This window comes from Flavobacterium sp. 140616W15, from assembly GCF_003668995.1.
Taxonomy (GTDB): domain Bacteria; phylum Bacteroidota; class Bacteroidia; order Flavobacteriales; family Flavobacteriaceae; genus Flavobacterium.
On sequence record NZ_CP033068.1, the window covers coordinates 499,482 to 516,161 of the forward strand.

The following is a 16,680-nucleotide window of genomic DNA, read 5'->3' on the forward strand; positions in this document are numbered from 1 at the left end:
AAAGAGCGCTAAGGGTGACAAGTTTGTTTTAATCTGTGGAAAAAAAATACCATTAAGAAATCAAGTTTCATTAAGTATTGGACTTAAATTTTCTTAATCTCTTAATGGTAAAGTTTTATATATGATAGTAATACTTACTGGTATAATAAAAGTAATATTGAGTAAATACGCTATAAGGCTATGAAATTACAATGCTGATTTAACAGTTTTGATAATTCTGGCAGCAATTTTATATGGGTCACCGTTAGATGCAGGTCTTCTGTCTTCTAACCAGCCTTTCCAGCCTTTTTGTACTGTAATTAATGGAATTCTTATCGATGCACCTCTATCAGAAATTCCGAAAGAGAAATCATGAATAGAAGCCGTTTCATGTTTACCTGTTAAACGTAAATCGTTGTAAGCACCGTAAACAGCAATATGCTCAGCAGTTACAGGACGGAAAGCCTCACATATTTTTTCGTAAGTAGCTTGATCTCCACAAGTTCTTAAAACTTCATTAGAGAAATTAGCGTGCATACCAGAACCATTCCAATCTGTATCACCAAGAGGTTTAGGGTGGTATTCGATATAGTAACCATATTTTTCAGTCAATCGATCTAATAAGTATCTGGCAATCCAAATTTCGTCACCCGCTTTTTTAGCACCTTTAGCAAATAATTGGAATTCCCATTGTCCGCAAGCAACCTCTTGGTTGATACCTTCAAAGTTAAGACCAGCTGCGATACATAAATCTGCATGTTCTTCGACTAATTTTCTACCGTGAGTGTTTTTTCCACCTACAGAGCAGTAGTACATACCTTGTGGAGCAGGATAGCCTCCAACAGGGAAACCTAATGGCAATAAAGTTTTAGTGTCCATGATGAAATACTCTTGTTCAAAACCAAACCAAAAATCATCATTGTCATCATCAATAGTAGCTCTACCGTTAGAAGGGTGTGGCGTTCCGTCAGCATACATAACCTCAGACATAACTAAGTATCCATTGATACGAGTTGGATCTGGGTAAATTGCAACAGGAACTAATAAGCAGTCTGAAGATCCGCCTTGCGCTTGTTTAGTTGATGATCCATCAAAAGACCAATTACCTAGTTCTTCTAATGTTCCTTTGAAATTTTCGTGTTCTTCAACTTTAGTTTTGCTTCTAAGATTCTGAGTTGGCTCATATCCATCTAACCAAACATACTCTAACTTTATTTTAGCCATAATAATATAAATTAATTTTTTTGGATTTTTTTGTTGGGTCAAATATAAATTTATTTTTTTATTGCTAGAAAAATGGGGGTATTTTTTATTTATGGTATTGTTATTTTTCGCATAAGCTCATTTTTTGATTCCTAAATTTTTAAATAGTCAATTTTATGGGGGTATAAAAATAATATCGCAATTATGGGCTGTTTTTTTTAAAATGAACGTTATCTAGTGGTTATTAAATTGTTTCAATAATGCTGAAAACAGAGGGGATTTGTTAAATTACTTCGAAAAGGAGGGGGTGTACTTTGAAATAGTTGCATAAAAGGTATTAGTAGGGGTGTAAAAGAGGGGATTTATTATTATATTTGCACTTTATTGTAAAATGTAAATTAATAATAATTTAAAATTTGTCAGCATGTCAACATTACGTTTCCAAGCTTTAAAAGAAGCTTCAACAAGAAAGCCTGTTCAGTTTGAAGAAACCGACAGAAAATCAACCATTTTTGGTTCTAATGTATTTAACGATAAAGCAATGAAGCAATATTTGACTTCGGATGCATTTAAAGGAGTACAGGGAGCGGTTCAGCATGGAACTAAGATAGATAGAAAATTGGCGGATTATATCGCAATGGGTATGAAAGAGTGGGCTCTTGCAAAAGGGGTTACACATTATACACATTGGTTTCAGCCATTAACAGGTACGACAGCAGAAAAGCATGATGCTTTTTTTGAGACATCATATGATGGAACAGATTCATTTGAGAAATTTGGAGGAGCACAATTGGTACAACAAGAGCCAGATGCTTCAAGTTTCCCTAACGGAGGAATAAGAAATACATTTGAAGCAAGAGGATATACAGCTTGGGATCCAACATCGCCAGCATTTATTTTTGGAACTACATTATGTATTCCTACTGTTTTCATATCATATACAGGAGAAGCATTAGATAATAAGATACCTTTATTAAGAGCACTTTCTGCTATTGATGATGCTGCAACAGACGTTTGTAAATATTTTGATAAGAATGTAAAGAAAGTTACAGCGACTCTTGGGTGGGAGCAAGAATATTTTCTTATAGATAAATCTCTTGCAGAATCTCGTCCTGATCTTATGATGACAGGAAGAACATTGTTAGGACATACATCTGCTAAAGGACAACAATTAGACGATCATTATTTTGGATCAATTCCTACTCGTGCATTAGTTTATATGAGAGATTTGGAACAAGAATGTATGTTGTTAGGAATACCAGTTAAAACACGTCATAATGAGGTAGCGCCAAATCAGTTTGAGTTGGCACCAATTTTTGAAGAGACAAATTTAGCAGTAGATCATAACTGTTTATTAATGGATGTAATGCAAAAAGTGGCCGAGCGCCATCACTTTAAAGTATTATTTCATGAAAAACCATTTAAAGGAGTTAATGGTTCTGGTAAGCACAACAACTGGTCACTGGCAACAGATACTGGAGTAAACTTGTTAAGTCCAAGTAAAACTCCGATGAGTAATTTACAGTTTTTAACATTCTTTATTAATACGATTAAAGCGGTTAATGATTACGAAGAATTATTAAGAGCAGCAATTGCTACAGCAAGTAATGATCACCGATTAGGAGCTAATGAAGCGCCACCAGCAATTATCTCTGTGTTTATTGGAGAGCAATTAACTAAGGTTTTGGCAGAATTAGAAGGTGTAACAACTGGAAAATTATCTCCAGAAGAAAAAACAGATTTAAAACTGAATGTAGTAGGTAAAATTCCAGATGTATTATTAGATAATACAGATAGAAACAGAACTTCGCCATTTGCCTTTACAGGAAATAAATTTGAGTTTAGAGCAGTGGGTTCAACAGCAAACTGTGCGAATTCAATGACTACTCTGAATGCTATTGTTGCAAAACAATTAAAAGACTTTAAAGTTGAGGTTGATGCTCTGATTGACCTAAAAGACATGAAGAAAGATGATGCTATCTTTAATGTTTTAAGAGAATATATTAAGGTTTCTAAAAAAATCCTTTTTGAAGGAGACGGATATAGCGAAGCTTGGGAAATTGAAGCTGCCAAAAGAGGTTTGAGTAATCATAAAACAACTCCTCAGGCATTAAAAGCAAGAGCATCTAAGCAAGCATTGGATTTATTCTCAGAATTGGGTATCATGAACCATGTAGAGGTAGAGGCACGTTACGAAATTGAATTGGAAGAGTACACTAAGAAAATTCAAATAGAAGGAAGAGTTTTAGGAGATATTTCAAAAAACCATGTTATTCCTACTGCCATTCGTTACCAAAATACATTAATAGAGAATGTAAAAGGATTAAAAGAAATTTTTGGAGATGATTTCCTTACTACAGCCAAAGAGCAAATTGTATTGATTAAACAAATTTCAGGACATATCGAAGGAATCAATTCTAAAGTAGAAGCGATGACTAACGAAAGAAAGAAAGCAAATCACCTTACAGATGCACAAGAAATGGCTGAGGCTTATTGCAATAATGTAAAACCTTATTTTGAGGATATACGTAATCATTGCGATAAATTAGAGCTACTTGTAGATAATGAAATTTGGACATTGACTAAATATAGAGAGCTATTATTTACTAAATAAGAGCTTAAAGCGTATTGTAAAAGGGTCCGGCATTTTGCTGGACCTTTTTTTGTATAATAAATTCCAAAATGCAGTTTAAATTCCATTTTTAAGAATGAAAATAGAATCTGAATATTGATTTAATGATTTAGTAATTTTTTTCTGATAGTACATTAAGATAAAATTAGCATTTCGTCGTTATTGTTTTGCACTTCATCGAAAAGACTGTTAACGTGTTGAAAAATAGATATTTGTATTTATTTCGTTAAAAGAAAGTTCTTTAAATTTGAATCGTAATTAAGAAATAAAACCACTTCGTTTAATTTTATTTAACTTATTTACAATCACATTTTTTGAAGTGATTCCCCTTTACAAAACCTACATAATAATTTGTATTAATAACCAATTAAATATATTTATTATGAAAAAAGTAGTTTTAAGCATCTCCGCGATGCTATTTGTAGGTGCTGCAGCAATTGCGCAAGCCAATTTAAGTGATGTAAATCAAGTAGGTTGGATTAATGGAGCTTTGGTAGCTCAGGTAGGTTCTTCAAATGACTCACAAGTAACTCAATTTGGTTTAGCAAATTTAGCTTTTGTTGGTCAAACAGGAGATTCAAATGAATCGGATGTTGCTCAAGTTGGTATTTTTAACATAGGAGCAGTAAGTCAAAATGGTGATAGCAATAGTGCAACTATAGGACAATTAGGTCTTGGTAATATTGCATTAATAGATCAAATGGGTGATAATAATAGTGCATTAACAGCACAAGCAGGAGCTTTTAACTATGCATCAACTACTCAATCTGGAGATAATAACAATGCAACAACATTACAATTTTTCGTAGGTAACTCATCAACTATTGATCAAGATGGAGATGGTAATAATGCATTTGTAGTGCAATCATACTGGTTTAACTCTTCAGATATTTATCAATTAGGAGATGGTAATACAGCAATTACATCACAACTTGGATATGATAACATGTCAAGTGTTTACCAAAACGGTGTTGCTAATTATGCATTAACATTACAATTTGGAAACGACCATATGAGTACTATTTCTCAAACAGGTATTGCAAACGGAGCTATAGTTTTCCAATCTAACTAAGCTTTTACTCGAAGAAGTGAAATTTTGAATTTTACTTGTAATTCAGTTTATACCAGTTTTATGGTTTAAGACATAAAACTGGTATAAATTTTTAAAGAGATTTATTTTAAAACGATATTATCATGAAACCAATAGTGTATTTAATAGTATTTCTATTTACAAGTATTGCTTTCTCGCAGGATATTAATCCAGTTCTAAACTCGTATGTTATAAAAGCGTTGGAAGGAAATAATGCTTATAGAAATCAAAATGCCAATCTATTTGTTCAAAATAATAATATTGTAAATATTATGCAAATAGGGAATTACAATACTTCGGATGTAAGTATCATTAGTAATAATGCCAATGTAGTTCTTAGTCAAATAGGAAATGAAAATTATATAAATATGTATAAGAAAGCACCAGAAATTAATCAATCGGTTGTTCAAACTGGAAATAATAATATGGTGAGCGATTTTTCTTTATACTCTAGTGGGGCTATAAATATGTCGATTATTCAAAACGGAAGCAACCTAAATGTTTTTAATAATGGATCAAATTCTATATCCGAAGGAATGAGAATTACTCAAACTGGAAATTCAGGTACTATTTATATTTTCAATCATTGAGGCTATGAAGCAGTATATCATAAATATTATTTTAATTATAATGCTGTTGGTAATGCAAAATACATATGCGCAAGTGGTTTATACCGAAGTGAAAGCAAAAATTGAAATTGAAAAAATAGAAAATTTGTTAGCTATTACTGGAACTGTCGAAAATTTAAAATCAGAGTTTAAAAACATCTCTTATAAATTATCAGTTTTAAAAGTAAATAAATCCAATTCTAATCAATCCAATAATGCGCAAGATGGTAGAGTTACATTAGAACCAATTCAGAAAGTAAATCTTTCAAAAACACAGGTAAATTTTACCCAAGATGATGAAATAATAATCTTGTTATTGATTTATGACGATAATAATGCAGTAATAGGAAAAGATAAAGTAGTTTTTGGTGGAAAAGACGAAGCAAGAATTGCCATTCCAAAACCTATTGACGGATTAGAAATGAATGGTATCGTTTCAAACGATACTAAGACTAAGTTGGGCAATGATTTTTACGATTATTTTTATTCAGAATATTCGAAATTAAAAATCAAATCACATAAGATCGTTACAGTTCGAGAAGAATTAACCTTCGGAAGAACAACTAGGATAATGATAGATGTTGATGGAGAAATAATTGATGAATTTATTTCAAGACCAGATGAAGAGTTTTTAAAATACATGGCCGAATCGTCATCGGCTAAACTTTTTAAGTATTTTAAAAGTATCGAACGACAAAATAAGTTTATCTCTCAGTATTAAGTTGTGCATTTAATTAGTTGACTTTCGAATAGATTAATTGAATGTTTTTTGACCGTTATTTTTAACCCTAAAAATACCAAAATGAAGACAATAACTTTACTATTTTGTTTACTAGGAATTTGTTTTACTTCAGTTGCGCAAGATTTAGCATACAAACCTATCAATCCAGCTTTTGGTGGAGATACTTTTAACTACAATTGGTTGCTAAGTTCGGCGCAAGCGCAAAATGACTACAAAGAAGATAAAACTACAGGATTCGAACAAAAATCAGATTTACAACGTTTCAAAGAAAATCTCAATAATCAGTTACTTAACAAGCTATCAAATTCTTTATTTGAAGATCAGTTTGGTACTGGAACAGGCACTGGTATCGGTACTGGAACAGGCACAGGAGGAGGAATTAAACCGGGATCTTATGTCTTTGGAACGCTCTCTGTAGATGTTTACCCGTCTAATTTAGGACTAGTTGTAGATATCTTGGATATAGAAACTGGTGAGCAAACTCAGGTAATAGTTCCTGGAAATTAATAAGCTCACCTTCTTATCGCTTAGTAATAAGTTATACATTTTTTATCACTAATTAAGTTAATAAAAAATCACTTATGAATCAAAAATCACTTTTTGGAGTTCTAGTAGTTCTTTTATTCTCAGGTTGTGGTGCCTATTTTAATCAACCAGTTGGAGTACAAAAAGCTATTTATGGAGAGAATACACCAGCCACCTCGGCATTAACCAATATTCCTAAACCTAAAGAACAAATTGTTGTTGGGGTGTATAAATTTAAGGATCAAACAGGACAGTACAAAGCTATCGAACAAGGAAGCACATTTAGTACAGCAGTTACACAAGGAGCTACTTCTATTTTAATAAAAGCACTTGAGGACTCAAAATGGTTTATTCCAATTGAACGTGAAAACTTGGGGAATTTACTTAATGAAAGAAACATCATTAGATCTACAAGGCAAGAGTATTCTACTAAACCTAATGAAAAAGAAGCCCCATTAACGCCTCTTTTATTTGCAGGAGTTTTGCTTGAAGGAGGTATTATATCCTACGACACAAATATAATTACAGGAGGTTTTGGTGCTCGATATTTTGGAGCAGGAGCTTCTGTAAGATATAGACAAGATAGAGTTACTGTTTATCTAAGACTAGTTTCAACATCAAATGGTAAAATCTTAAATACCGTTTATGTTTCCAAAACGATTTTATCGCAAAGTGTCGATGCCAATTTATTTCGATATGTAAACCTAAACAGACTTCTGGAAGTCGAAACAGGTTTTACCCGAAATGAGCCGATACAATTAGCCGTTACCGAAGCTATCGAAAAAGCAGTTGAGGGACTCATTGTAGATGGAATTAAAGATAAACTTTGGGAAGTAGATGCGCCACAAGTTCAGGTAGATAATTTTGTTGCTGGCTATGATAATGAAAAAAGCGAAGCCGATTTAGCACAACTTTATGGAAGGAATCTTACCGAGAGAAGAGGACGATTTGGGATCGAACTAGCAGGTGGTGCAACATATATGCAAGGTGATTATCCTAATCCAGTTGCAAAACCAATGGCAAGAGGTGCAGTAAAATTCTTCTTTACCCCGGCTTTTGATATTAGTGCGTCTACAAATGTTTTTAAACTAGGTAATAAAAACAAGTTAGATGTAGGATATGCAACACTAGATCTTAATCTAGAATTGTCAATACTGCCTCACGATGTATTTACGCCTTTTATTTTTGGAGGAGCAGGTGTAGGATTTAATTCTAAGTATAAAAATATGCATACAAAAGTTCAATTTGGTGGAGGGCTAGAGTATCTGGTAACGAGCAATTTTGGTGTAAAAGTGTACGGAGAATACAATGTAAATTTTACAGATATGATAGATTATGTTGATAGTGGTGTCAGGGACGATTTTTATTGGCGGTTTGGTTTAGGGGTGACCTATTATTTCCCAAAGAACTATCATAAAAAAAGAAAATGTAAGTTTTCTTAAGGATAATAAAAATATTTCATTCGAAAAATCAGATCGAATAAACTTGATAAAAGTCTAATAAATAAAATCTACAAATGAAAATAGGATTAAGAATTTTAGTGTGTTTTATTCTTTTGATTTCTTGTAGTGAAGAACAATTGAAGGATGGAGCAAGTGGAACTGTAAAAGGAAGAGTCGTCGAGTCGGGAACGTTTACGCCTGTAGAAAATGTACGCGTATCTTCAAGTCCTGCGACAAGTACAGTATTTACAGATAAAGACGGTTATTTTACTCTAGAGGGCGTGTTGGCTGGAGATTACTCCTTTCAGGCTCAAAAAGACGGCTATATTGCCAGATTTGAACCGGCAAAAGTTACTGCCGATGCTACAGTACAAGTTATATTTGAATTAGAAATTTCTACTGCAAATAATAAACCGCCAGAAATTCCGGTGCTAACAGCTCCAGCTGATAATGCAAAAGATCAGGCGCTGAGTTTAAATTTAACATGGACAGCTACCGATAAAGAATCAGATGTTTTAACCTATACTGTTACTATAAAAAATGGAACGACAGATGAGGTTAAAACATATACAGATCTCAAAACAACAACTTTGGCAATAAAAGATTTAAGCTATAGTACAAAATACTATTGGCAAGTAGCAGTTTCTGATGGGATTAATAAACCAACTAATAGTGTAACCAATTCATTTACAACTTTAGCATTTCCAAATCCGAGGTTTTTGTATGTAAAAAAAGTAAATAACAACAACGTTATATATACTGCAGACGAAGCAGGAAACCAGTTACAATTAACATCTTCAAATGTTAATAGTTTTAGACCAAGAAAAAACTTAAGTGTAAATAAAATTGCGTACCTTAGCTCTGATGGTTCTCAAAATCAGATATATACAATGAATCCAGATGGCTCAGGAGTATTTAAAGTTACAAATTATGTACCTGTTGCAGGATTTAATATGGAGTTTGTAAATTATTGCTGGAATACGAATGGAAGCCAGATAATTTATCCAAATTTTGATAAATTATATCGTATAGATTCAGATGGAGGAGGACTTGTACAATTATTTCAAACGCCTAACGGAAAGTTCATATCCGAATGCGATTGGAGTAAAGATGGTAGCCAAATAGCACTAAAAGTCAATGATAGATCAGGATATAATGTAGAAATTTATGTAATAGATATGTCGGGAACAGTTTTATATACCGTGCAAACAGGTTTAAGCGGAGCAGCAAGTGGATTGAATGTTTCTGTAGATAATCAGAGAGTTATTTTTACAAGAGATGTTTCCGGTTTTGAGAATTCAACGTATCGAAGATTAGATTCACGAATTTTTATGTACACCCGTTCAACCAATGCAGCAGTAGAGTTAACAACTCAAAAACAGAATGGTTTTAACGATTTAGATGTTAAATTTTCACCAAATGAAGCCGAAGTCATATTTGTAAATACCTCAAATGACGGAATATCAGCTCAAAACATACAAAAAGTAAGTGTCACTAATACAAGTGGTTCCACATCATCAAGAACCACCTTATTTCAAAACGCATCAATGCCCGAATGGAAATAATCGTGGTATGGATCTAGATTTCCAAACACTTTTTTTCTAAAAATCCGATGAGAGTCTCAAACTTATCGGATTTTTTTATGTTTCAGACAGCCATAAAACGCAACAATTAAAAAAACTGGTTATCTTTGCACGACATCAACAACACAAACTAATTTCATGAGTTCAGATTCTAGCAAAAGGTACGCACAAAGAGGAGTTTCGGCATCTAAAGAAGACGTACACAACGCCATAAAAAACATTGATAAAGGACTGTTTCCACAAGCATTTTGTAAAATTGTCCCAGACTATTTGACCCAAGACGAAGAATATTGTCTTATAATGCATGCCGATGGTGCAGGTACAAAATCATCTTTGGCCTATATGTATTGGAAAGAAACAGGCGATATATCTGTATGGAAAGGAATTGCACAGGATGCATTAATTATGAACATAGATGATTTACTATGTGTAGGAGCAACAGATAATATTTTGCTTTCATCAACAATCGGTAGAAATAAAAATCTAATTCCAGCCGAAGTAATTTCTGCAATCATTAATGGAACCGAAGAACTGATAAAAGAGTTAGATACTTTTGGAGTTACCATTCATTCAACAGGAGGAGAAACTGCCGATGTTGGAGATATCGTACGTACAATAATTGTAGATTCTACAGTAACAGCACGTATGAAACGTTCAAAAGTAGTAGACAATGCAAATATTAAAGCAGGTGATGTAATTGTAGGATTGGCTTCATTTGGTCAGTCAACATACGAGAAAAGCTATAATGGAGGAATGGGAAGTAACGGATTGACATCGGCACGTCATGATGTATTCGGTAAATACTTAGCAACCAAATATCCAGAAAGTTTTGATGCAGCAGTTCCCGAAGAATTAATTTATTCAGGACAAGTAAAATTGACCGATGCTGTCGAAAATAGCCCGATAGATGCAGGACAATTGGTACTTTCTCCAACGAGAACTTACGCACCAATTATCAAAAAAATATTAGATAAGTATACACCAGAAGAAATTCACGGAATGGTACATTGTAGTGGAGGAGCGCAGACAAAAATCCTTCATTTCGTACAGAATTTACACATCATAAAAGATAATTTATTTCCAGTTCCACCATTGTTTCAATTAATTCAGGAACAATCTAAAACAGATTGGAAAGAAATGTATCAAGTATTTAATTGTGGTCACCGAATGGAATTATACGTTCCTGAAGCGATTGCACAAGATATAATTGCGATTTCAAAATCATTCAATGTCGATGCACAAATCGTAGGAAGAGTAGAAGCAGCTGACGATAAAAAGCTGACAATTACTAGTGAATACGGTACATTCGAGTATTAATTTTTTTGAAGGTTCAAAGGCTCAAAGGTTCTGAGTTACAAAGGTTTTTATACTGGAGATTACAACAGAACCTTTTTATTAATAATTAGCTTTTTTAGGAGCTATCCCGATTGCTATCGGGACCCGCTATCCGCTATATCTTTTAGGGCGAACACCGCCCAAAAAGGATGTCGCTACTATCGGGGCTAAAAATCACGTTATCATGTACGAATTACTTTTTTGGAAATACTCAGAAGGAATTTATTTAAACCATCACGAAGTCTATGAAGCACTTATCGAAGAGCAAGACGTTGAAGGTTTAGAGCAACTTCCTGTTACTGTAATCCTAAACAGGATAGGTTCATTGTTCTCTAAATGGGAGAAAGTCGATGACAACAGTTGGAAAAACAAAGAAGGGAAAGGAGCTTTTCAGGTAATCACTACACCGCAAAGCATCAGGATAGATTGTTACGGAACTGAAGGGAAAGCAATGGATATTCTGGTCAATGCACTAGAAGAATTTAAATGTCCACTCTATGATCCGCAAGTTCCAGAACGATATGACGATATGAATGAGTAATCAAAATTTTAAATAAATTACAAAGCTTATTTTTAACAAAATGGATTTCAATTTCTCTTACAATGTAGTACTTGAAGACGACTTAGTTTTACTGCGTCCTTTGCAAACAACTGACGTCGAAAATTTATTAGAGATTTCTCTTAACGAACCAGAAACTTGGGAGTATTCGTTAATTCGTGCCAACGGAAAAGAAAATCTAGAGAATTATATAGCTATTGCATTAAAAGCAAGAGATAATAAAATTGAATTTCCTTTTATAGTTTTTGATAAGAAATCAGGAAAATACGCAGGAAGTACACGCTTTTACGACATACAGCTTTCGTTCAAAACCTTACAATTAGGATATACTTGGTACGGTTCAGCATTTAGAGGAACAGGATTAAATAAGCATTGCAAATACTTATTATTGCAATATGCCTTCGAAACCATGGGAATGGAACGAGTAGAATTCCGTGCAGACAATAATAACCAACGAAGTGTTGCAGCAATGAAAAGCATCGGCTGTAAAGTTGAAGGAGTTTTACGTAACCATATGCCAACCTTTGGCAGTGACGTACGTCGTGATACAATTATCTTGAGTATTGTACGTGAAGAATGGTTCGATGAGGTAAAAGAAAATCTAAGACAAAAGCTGTAAAATAAGTTGCTGGTGTGACTGTGGCAGAAAAATTAACCGCAAAGCACGCAAAGTTTTTTTTTCAATTGTGTCATTCTGAGCGGAGTCGAAGAATCATCGGGAGAAACCCCATAATTTGTGGCGAGAAAATTAACCGCAAAGCACGCAAAGTAAATTAAAAAAATTCGTTGCTAACCATCTTTTAATAATACATGCTGTTCTTTTCTAATTTTGGCAAGTAATTGATCGATATGCGTTTTTATTTTTTGAGGTAGTAAATTCCAGTTTTTGTCTTTTTTAAAACTTCTGCAATAGTCTAAGTCGCACTCTACAGCTCGTATAACATATTTTTTACCTTTGTAAACAGTTATGATTTTGATACGTCTGATATTATCATCATCTGTTTTGGTACCATAAACAATTACAGGGTCAACGTATCCATCGTTGTCTATATCTTGAGTACTGCAGTATTTTGTCCAAAACCAAATAGAAGTTTCTTCTACTTCTGCACTTTCAACTAAGTCGTTTATAGTCCATTTTATGATATAACCACCATGATCATTTAAGTAACAAACGGCTTCAATTTTGGTGTTTAATGTATCTTTAGATGAGACAACTTTTTGATTTTCATTTAAAGTTAGTTCATATACTCCACCTTTATCTTGATATTCATAAGCTCTAAAAACAGGAAATTTACCTCCATCTAAATCTCTTTCGGATATTTCATTTTCGCTCAGTATTTTGCTTTGCACGGTTTGTGAAAAACTATTTATAGAGTAAAAGAAAACCAATAATAAAATAAGTTTTTTCATAAGTTAAAATCCTTTTTTGACTACTCAAAGATATTCATTTTTAGTTTTATTTTTAAAAAAGTAAGTGATTACAGCATTACAAATACAGAATTAAATTTCATTGATAGAATTCGCAAAGTAATTTTTTAAAAACCAATATTTATTGTAATTTTCTAACCTGAAAGTTTATTAAATCGTTTTAGTAAAAATATTTCAAGACTATTAACTCACAACTATAAATCAAAAAAGACCTAATGAATATTGTAAATTACAAAAAACTTCTTCTCGGATTGTCAGTTTTAATGTTGGTTCCTTCCTATAAAGTAAATGCACAGGAAAAAACGTATAGACTTAAAGATTTAGTTCAATACGTAGATCCAATGATCGGGACTGCTAAGATGGGGCATACTTATCCAGGTGCTACAGTACCATTTGGGAGTGTGCAATTAAGCCCTGAAACCGATACGATCCCTTATGCAACTAATGGTAAGTATAATAAAGATGTTTATAAATATTGCGCAGGATATCAATACGAAGACAAAACGATAGTAGGATTTAGTCATACCCATTTTAGTGGAACAGGGCATTCTGATTTAGGCGATTTTTTAATTATGCCAACAACAGGGAAACTACAATTAAATCCAGGAACTGCAAGTCGTCCAGAAACAGGATATCGATCAGTATTCTCACATAAAACAGAAAAAGCTGAACCAGCATATTATAGCGTTCTTTTGGAAGACCATAACATCAAAGCTGAACTAACTGCAACTACAAGAGTTGGGATGCATCAATATACATTTCCAAAGTCAGATCAAGCACATATTATTTTAGATCTTACCGCAGGGATATATAACTATGATAAAAAGAATGTGTGGACTTTTGTTCGTGTTGAGAATGACACTTTAATTACAGGATATCGCCAAACAAATGGTTGGGCTAGAACTCGAACAGTATATTTTGCGATGTCTTTTAGCAAGCCTATTAAGGGATATGGACAGGCTACACCCGAAAAAAGTGTATATAAAGGCTTCTGGGGAAGATTTGATCAAACCAAAAACTTTCCAGAAATGGCAGGGGCAAACTTAAAATTATTTTTTGATTTTGATACAAATGAAAATGAAAAGATAAAAATAAAATTTGCTATTTCACCAGTCAGCACCCAAGGAGCATTGGCTAATATGAAAGCAGAAATTCCAGATTGGGATTTTGAAAGAGTTAAAAAAGAAAGTCAAGAAGTTTGGAACAAAGAACTGAATAAAATTCAGGTTCAAACAACCAAAAAGGAAGACATGGTTAATTTCTATACAGCAATGTATCATGCTTTCTTAGGTCCAACAGTATATATGGATACCGACGGGAAGTATAAAGGATTAGATGGTAATATTCATCAGGCAACTACATTCCAGAATTATACAAGTTTTTCATTGTGGGATACTTACAGAGCTCTGCATCCGTTATTTAATTTGGTCCAGCCAAAAAGGAATTCAGATATGATTAACTCCATGTTAGCGCATTATGACCAAAGTGTACATAAAATGTTGCCAATATGGTCACATTATGGAAATGAAAACTGGTGTATGATTGGGTATCATAGTGTTTCGGTAATTGCAGACGCTATAGTTAAAGGTAATACCAATTTTGATGTAGATAAAGCGCTTCTTGCCACTGTAAATACAGCAAAAGTCTCTTATTATGATGGATTAGAGTATTATATGAAAAAAGGATATGTTCCTGAAGATAAAAATGGATCATCGGTATCTAAAACTTTAGAATATGCTTATGACGATTGGGCAATTGCGCAAGCTGCCAAAAAAATAGGGAAAGAAGATGTTTACAACGAGTTCTCAAAAAGAGCTCAAAACTATAAAAATGTCTATGATACTAAAACGGGTTTCATGAGACCTAAACTTGATGATGGAACATTCAAGAAAGAGTTTGATCCTTTAGATACACACGGACAAGGATTCATAGAGGGGAATTCTTGGAATTACAGTTTGTATGTTCCACAAGATCCTACAGAGATGATAAAAATGATGAATGGAAAAGACGCTTTTACAAGAAGATTAGATTCTCTTTTCTCGATGCATTTACCAGATAAATATTTTGAAAATACAGAGGATATTACGAAAGAAGGAATAATTGGTAATTATGTGCATGGAAACGAGCCTTCACACCATGTGGTTTATTTGTACAATTGGACAAATTCGCCATGGAAAGCACAAGATAAAATCAGAATGATTCTTAAAAGAATGTATAAAAATGGCCCTGATGGATTAGGAGGAAACGATGATTTTGGACAAATGAGCGCTTGGTATATTTTTAGCAGTTTAGGATTTTATCCTGTTGCACCAGGATCAGAAGATTATAGTTTAGGAAGTCCGTTGGTTGCAAATGCTGTTTTTAATCTTGAAAACGGAAAGACATTTGAAGTTGCTACAGTAAACCAATCTGATAAAAATGTGTTTGTTAGTAAAGTACTCTTAAACGGAAAATTGCTTACAAGTCCAGTTATAAAACACAGTGATATTGTAAACGGAGGAAAGATTACATTTTATATGAGCAGTAAACCAAATAAGAAAATATATCTTGAAAAGGTACTAAGGAACTAAGTTGCTAAGATTCAAAGATTCAAAGATTCAAAGGCTCAAAGGCTCAAAGGTTCAAAGGTTCAAAGGTTCAAAGGTTTTGTAGATGGATTTAAAAAGTAATAATCATTTAAATTAATTCAATGTAGAGCGGGAGTTTTGCGTTGTAATCCTGCAAGGTCTTTTTTTGACCTTGTAGGTATTAAATTGATTAGATTAAGCTTTCGTTTTTTGACAACAGATTGACTTCATCTGTTCGGTATTATTCGAGTAGCAGTTTTTTTTGGGATAAAAAGCATTGAGTAAATACTTTATAAGCTCCAGCAGAGCGGTACCTACGTTTGTTTTCTAATTGCAGAATATGTCACCCCGATGGGACTCTTTAAAAAAAAAACAAACAATTAGAATTCCTAAGGAAATTTGAGCGTAGCACTTAATTTTTCTTAATCTCTTAATGGTTCATTTTTATCTTTAATTTAATTGTAATTAAAAATAGAAACATAATGCAGTTTGTAAAAAACTTTGCGAAATTTGCTTTTTAAATAAATTGAAAGAGACATATGAAAATAAATCCTAAAAACGGAATAGACAAGTTGTTGTTCGGTATGAAACAGAATGATGTTACGGCTATTTATGGCAAACCAGATAGAAACTATAAAGACGAAGATGATAATGTAATTTTTGCTTATAATAAGCACAAAATGAGATTGACATTCTATCAGGAAGAAGCTTTAAAGTTGGGTTATGTTGTGGCATCAAGTCCAGATTTAGAAATTTTTGGGTTTAAAATCATCGGAAGAAAAATTGCTGATGTGAAAAAAGATTTGGCAACTAAAGGAATTACAAAATTCACGCAAGAGGAGTTTGATACTTTTGAGAATTACTTTAACGAAGAAAACTGGATAATCTTTCAAACCGAATTTGAAGAAGTAGTAAAATTTGAAATTGGAGCAATCATTAATGATAAAGATGAGTTTGATTGGAAATTTCCAACTAAAAAATAAGAGA

The 16,680-nt window shown here is 33.1% G+C and carries 14 protein-coding genes; 12 read left to right on the top strand and 2 right to left on the bottom strand.

Features of this window, described 5'->3' with window-relative positions:
• Positions 1 to 186: 186 nt before the first annotated feature.
• Positions 187 to 1,203 (bottom strand): glutamine synthetase beta-grasp domain-containing protein, encoded by a 1,017-nt coding sequence (locus EAG11_RS02195; RefSeq protein ID WP_129537688.1) that lies wholly within the window; start codon positions 1,201 to 1,203, stop codon positions 187 to 189.
• 403 nt (positions 1,204 to 1,606) lie between these two features.
• Between EAG11_RS02195 and EAG11_RS02200 the strand changes: the two genes are divergently transcribed.
• The 10 genes from EAG11_RS02200 to EAG11_RS02245 all read left to right on the top strand — a co-directional run bounded on the left by EAG11_RS02200 (position 1,607) and on the right by EAG11_RS02245 (position 12,317).
• The gene (locus EAG11_RS02200) at positions 1,607 to 3,796 is read left to right on the top strand and encodes a glutamine synthetase III (protein WP_129537689.1); all 2,190 of its coding nucleotides are present in this window, start codon (positions 1,607 to 1,609) and stop codon (positions 3,794 to 3,796) included.
• A gap of 400 nt (positions 3,797 to 4,196) precedes the next feature.
• Positions 4,197 to 4,886 carry a hypothetical protein gene (locus EAG11_RS02205; protein ID WP_129537690.1) on the top strand — a complete coding sequence of 230 codons (690 nt, stop codon included), beginning with the start codon at positions 4,197 to 4,199 and terminating at the stop codon, positions 4,884 to 4,886.
• A 122-nt stretch (positions 4,887 to 5,008) separates the two neighbouring features.
• Positions 5,009 to 5,494, top strand: coding sequence for a hypothetical protein (locus EAG11_RS02210; protein WP_129537691.1), 486 nt, complete (start codon positions 5,009 to 5,011; stop codon positions 5,492 to 5,494).
• Between the two features lie 52 nt (positions 5,495 to 5,546).
• Positions 5,547 to 6,233: a CsgE family curli-type amyloid fiber assembly protein gene (locus EAG11_RS02215; RefSeq protein WP_164998646.1), complete on the top strand. Its 687-nt coding sequence runs from the start codon at positions 5,547 to 5,549 to the stop codon at positions 6,231 to 6,233.
• Positions 6,234 to 6,314: 81 nt separating this feature from the next.
• Positions 6,315 to 6,761, top strand: a complete 447-nt coding sequence (locus tag EAG11_RS02220) for a curli assembly protein CsgF (RefSeq protein WP_129537693.1) — start codon at positions 6,315 to 6,317, stop codon at positions 6,759 to 6,761.
• A gap of 74 nt (positions 6,762 to 6,835) precedes the next feature.
• A complete protein-coding gene (locus EAG11_RS02225; RefSeq protein WP_129537694.1) occupies positions 6,836 to 8,221 on the top strand; it encodes a CsgG/HfaB family protein in 1,386 nt (461 codons plus the stop codon).
• A gap of 74 nt (positions 8,222 to 8,295) precedes the next feature.
• Positions 8,296 to 9,786 carry a carboxypeptidase regulatory-like domain-containing protein gene (locus EAG11_RS02230; protein ID WP_242499243.1) on the top strand — a complete coding sequence of 497 codons (1,491 nt, stop codon included), beginning with the start codon at positions 8,296 to 8,298 and terminating at the stop codon, positions 9,784 to 9,786.
• Between the two features lie 156 nt (positions 9,787 to 9,942).
• Complete coding sequence (locus EAG11_RS02235) at positions 9,943 to 11,121, top strand: AIR synthase related protein (protein WP_129537695.1); 1,179 nt, start codon at positions 9,943 to 9,945, stop codon at positions 11,119 to 11,121.
• 202 nt (positions 11,122 to 11,323) lie between these two features.
• Positions 11,324 to 11,680: a hypothetical protein gene (locus EAG11_RS02240; protein ID WP_129537696.1), complete on the top strand. Its 357-nt coding sequence runs from the start codon at positions 11,324 to 11,326 to the stop codon at positions 11,678 to 11,680.
• Positions 11,681 to 11,720: 40 nt separating this feature from the next.
• Positions 11,721 to 12,317 (top strand): GNAT family N-acetyltransferase, encoded by a 597-nt coding sequence (locus EAG11_RS02245; RefSeq protein WP_129537697.1) that lies wholly within the window; start codon positions 11,721 to 11,723, stop codon positions 12,315 to 12,317.
• A 170-nt stretch (positions 12,318 to 12,487) separates the two neighbouring features.
• Here the strand turns inward: EAG11_RS02245 and EAG11_RS02250 are convergent, their stop codons facing one another.
• Positions 12,488 to 13,108: a M949_RS01915 family surface polysaccharide biosynthesis protein gene (locus EAG11_RS02250; protein ID WP_129537698.1), complete on the bottom strand. Its 621-nt coding sequence runs from the start codon at positions 13,106 to 13,108 to the stop codon at positions 12,488 to 12,490.
• Positions 13,109 to 13,389: 281 nt separating this feature from the next.
• Between EAG11_RS02250 and EAG11_RS02255 the strand changes: the two genes are divergently transcribed.
• The gene (locus tag EAG11_RS02255) at positions 13,390 to 15,696 is read left to right on the top strand and encodes a GH92 family glycosyl hydrolase (protein ID WP_242499380.1); all 2,307 of its coding nucleotides are present in this window, start codon (positions 13,390 to 13,392) and stop codon (positions 15,694 to 15,696) included.
• A gap of 536 nt (positions 15,697 to 16,232) precedes the next feature.
• A complete protein-coding gene (locus tag EAG11_RS02260; RefSeq protein ID WP_129537700.1) occupies positions 16,233 to 16,676 on the top strand; it encodes a hypothetical protein in 444 nt (147 codons plus the stop codon).
• Positions 16,677 to 16,680: the final 4 nt, after the last annotated feature.

What these genes read in the sequence shown, in the direction of transcription:
- EAG11_RS02195 (WP_129537688.1), bottom strand. Translation starts at nt 1,203, where the DNA reads ATGGCTAAAATAAAGTTAGAGTATGTTTGGTTAGATGGATATGAGCCA.
- EAG11_RS02200 (WP_129537689.1), top strand. Translation starts at nt 1,607, where the DNA reads ATGTCAACATTACGTTTCCAAGCTTTAAAAGAAGCTTCAACAAGAAAG.
- EAG11_RS02205 (WP_129537690.1), top strand. Translation starts at nt 4,197, where the DNA reads ATGAAAAAAGTAGTTTTAAGCATCTCCGCGATGCTATTTGTAGGTGCT.
- EAG11_RS02210 (WP_129537691.1), top strand. Translation starts at nt 5,009, where the DNA reads ATGAAACCAATAGTGTATTTAATAGTATTTCTATTTACAAGTATTGCT.
- EAG11_RS02215 (WP_164998646.1), top strand. Translation starts at nt 5,547, where the DNA reads ATGCAAAATACATATGCGCAAGTGGTTTATACCGAAGTGAAAGCAAAA.
- EAG11_RS02220 (WP_129537693.1), top strand. Translation starts at nt 6,315, where the DNA reads ATGAAGACAATAACTTTACTATTTTGTTTACTAGGAATTTGTTTTACT.
- EAG11_RS02225 (WP_129537694.1), top strand. Translation starts at nt 6,836, where the DNA reads ATGAATCAAAAATCACTTTTTGGAGTTCTAGTAGTTCTTTTATTCTCA.
- EAG11_RS02230 (WP_242499243.1), top strand. Translation starts at nt 8,296, where the DNA reads ATGAAAATAGGATTAAGAATTTTAGTGTGTTTTATTCTTTTGATTTCT.
- EAG11_RS02235 (WP_129537695.1), top strand. Translation starts at nt 9,943, where the DNA reads ATGAGTTCAGATTCTAGCAAAAGGTACGCACAAAGAGGAGTTTCGGCA.
- EAG11_RS02240 (WP_129537696.1), top strand. Translation starts at nt 11,324, where the DNA reads ATGTACGAATTACTTTTTTGGAAATACTCAGAAGGAATTTATTTAAAC.
- EAG11_RS02245 (WP_129537697.1), top strand. Translation starts at nt 11,721, where the DNA reads ATGGATTTCAATTTCTCTTACAATGTAGTACTTGAAGACGACTTAGTT.
- EAG11_RS02250 (WP_129537698.1), bottom strand. Translation starts at nt 13,108, where the DNA reads ATGAAAAAACTTATTTTATTATTGGTTTTCTTTTACTCTATAAATAGT.
- EAG11_RS02255 (WP_242499380.1), top strand. Translation starts at nt 13,390, where the DNA reads ATGTTGGTTCCTTCCTATAAAGTAAATGCACAGGAAAAAACGTATAGA.
- EAG11_RS02260 (WP_129537700.1), top strand. Translation starts at nt 16,233, where the DNA reads ATGAAAATAAATCCTAAAAACGGAATAGACAAGTTGTTGTTCGGTATG.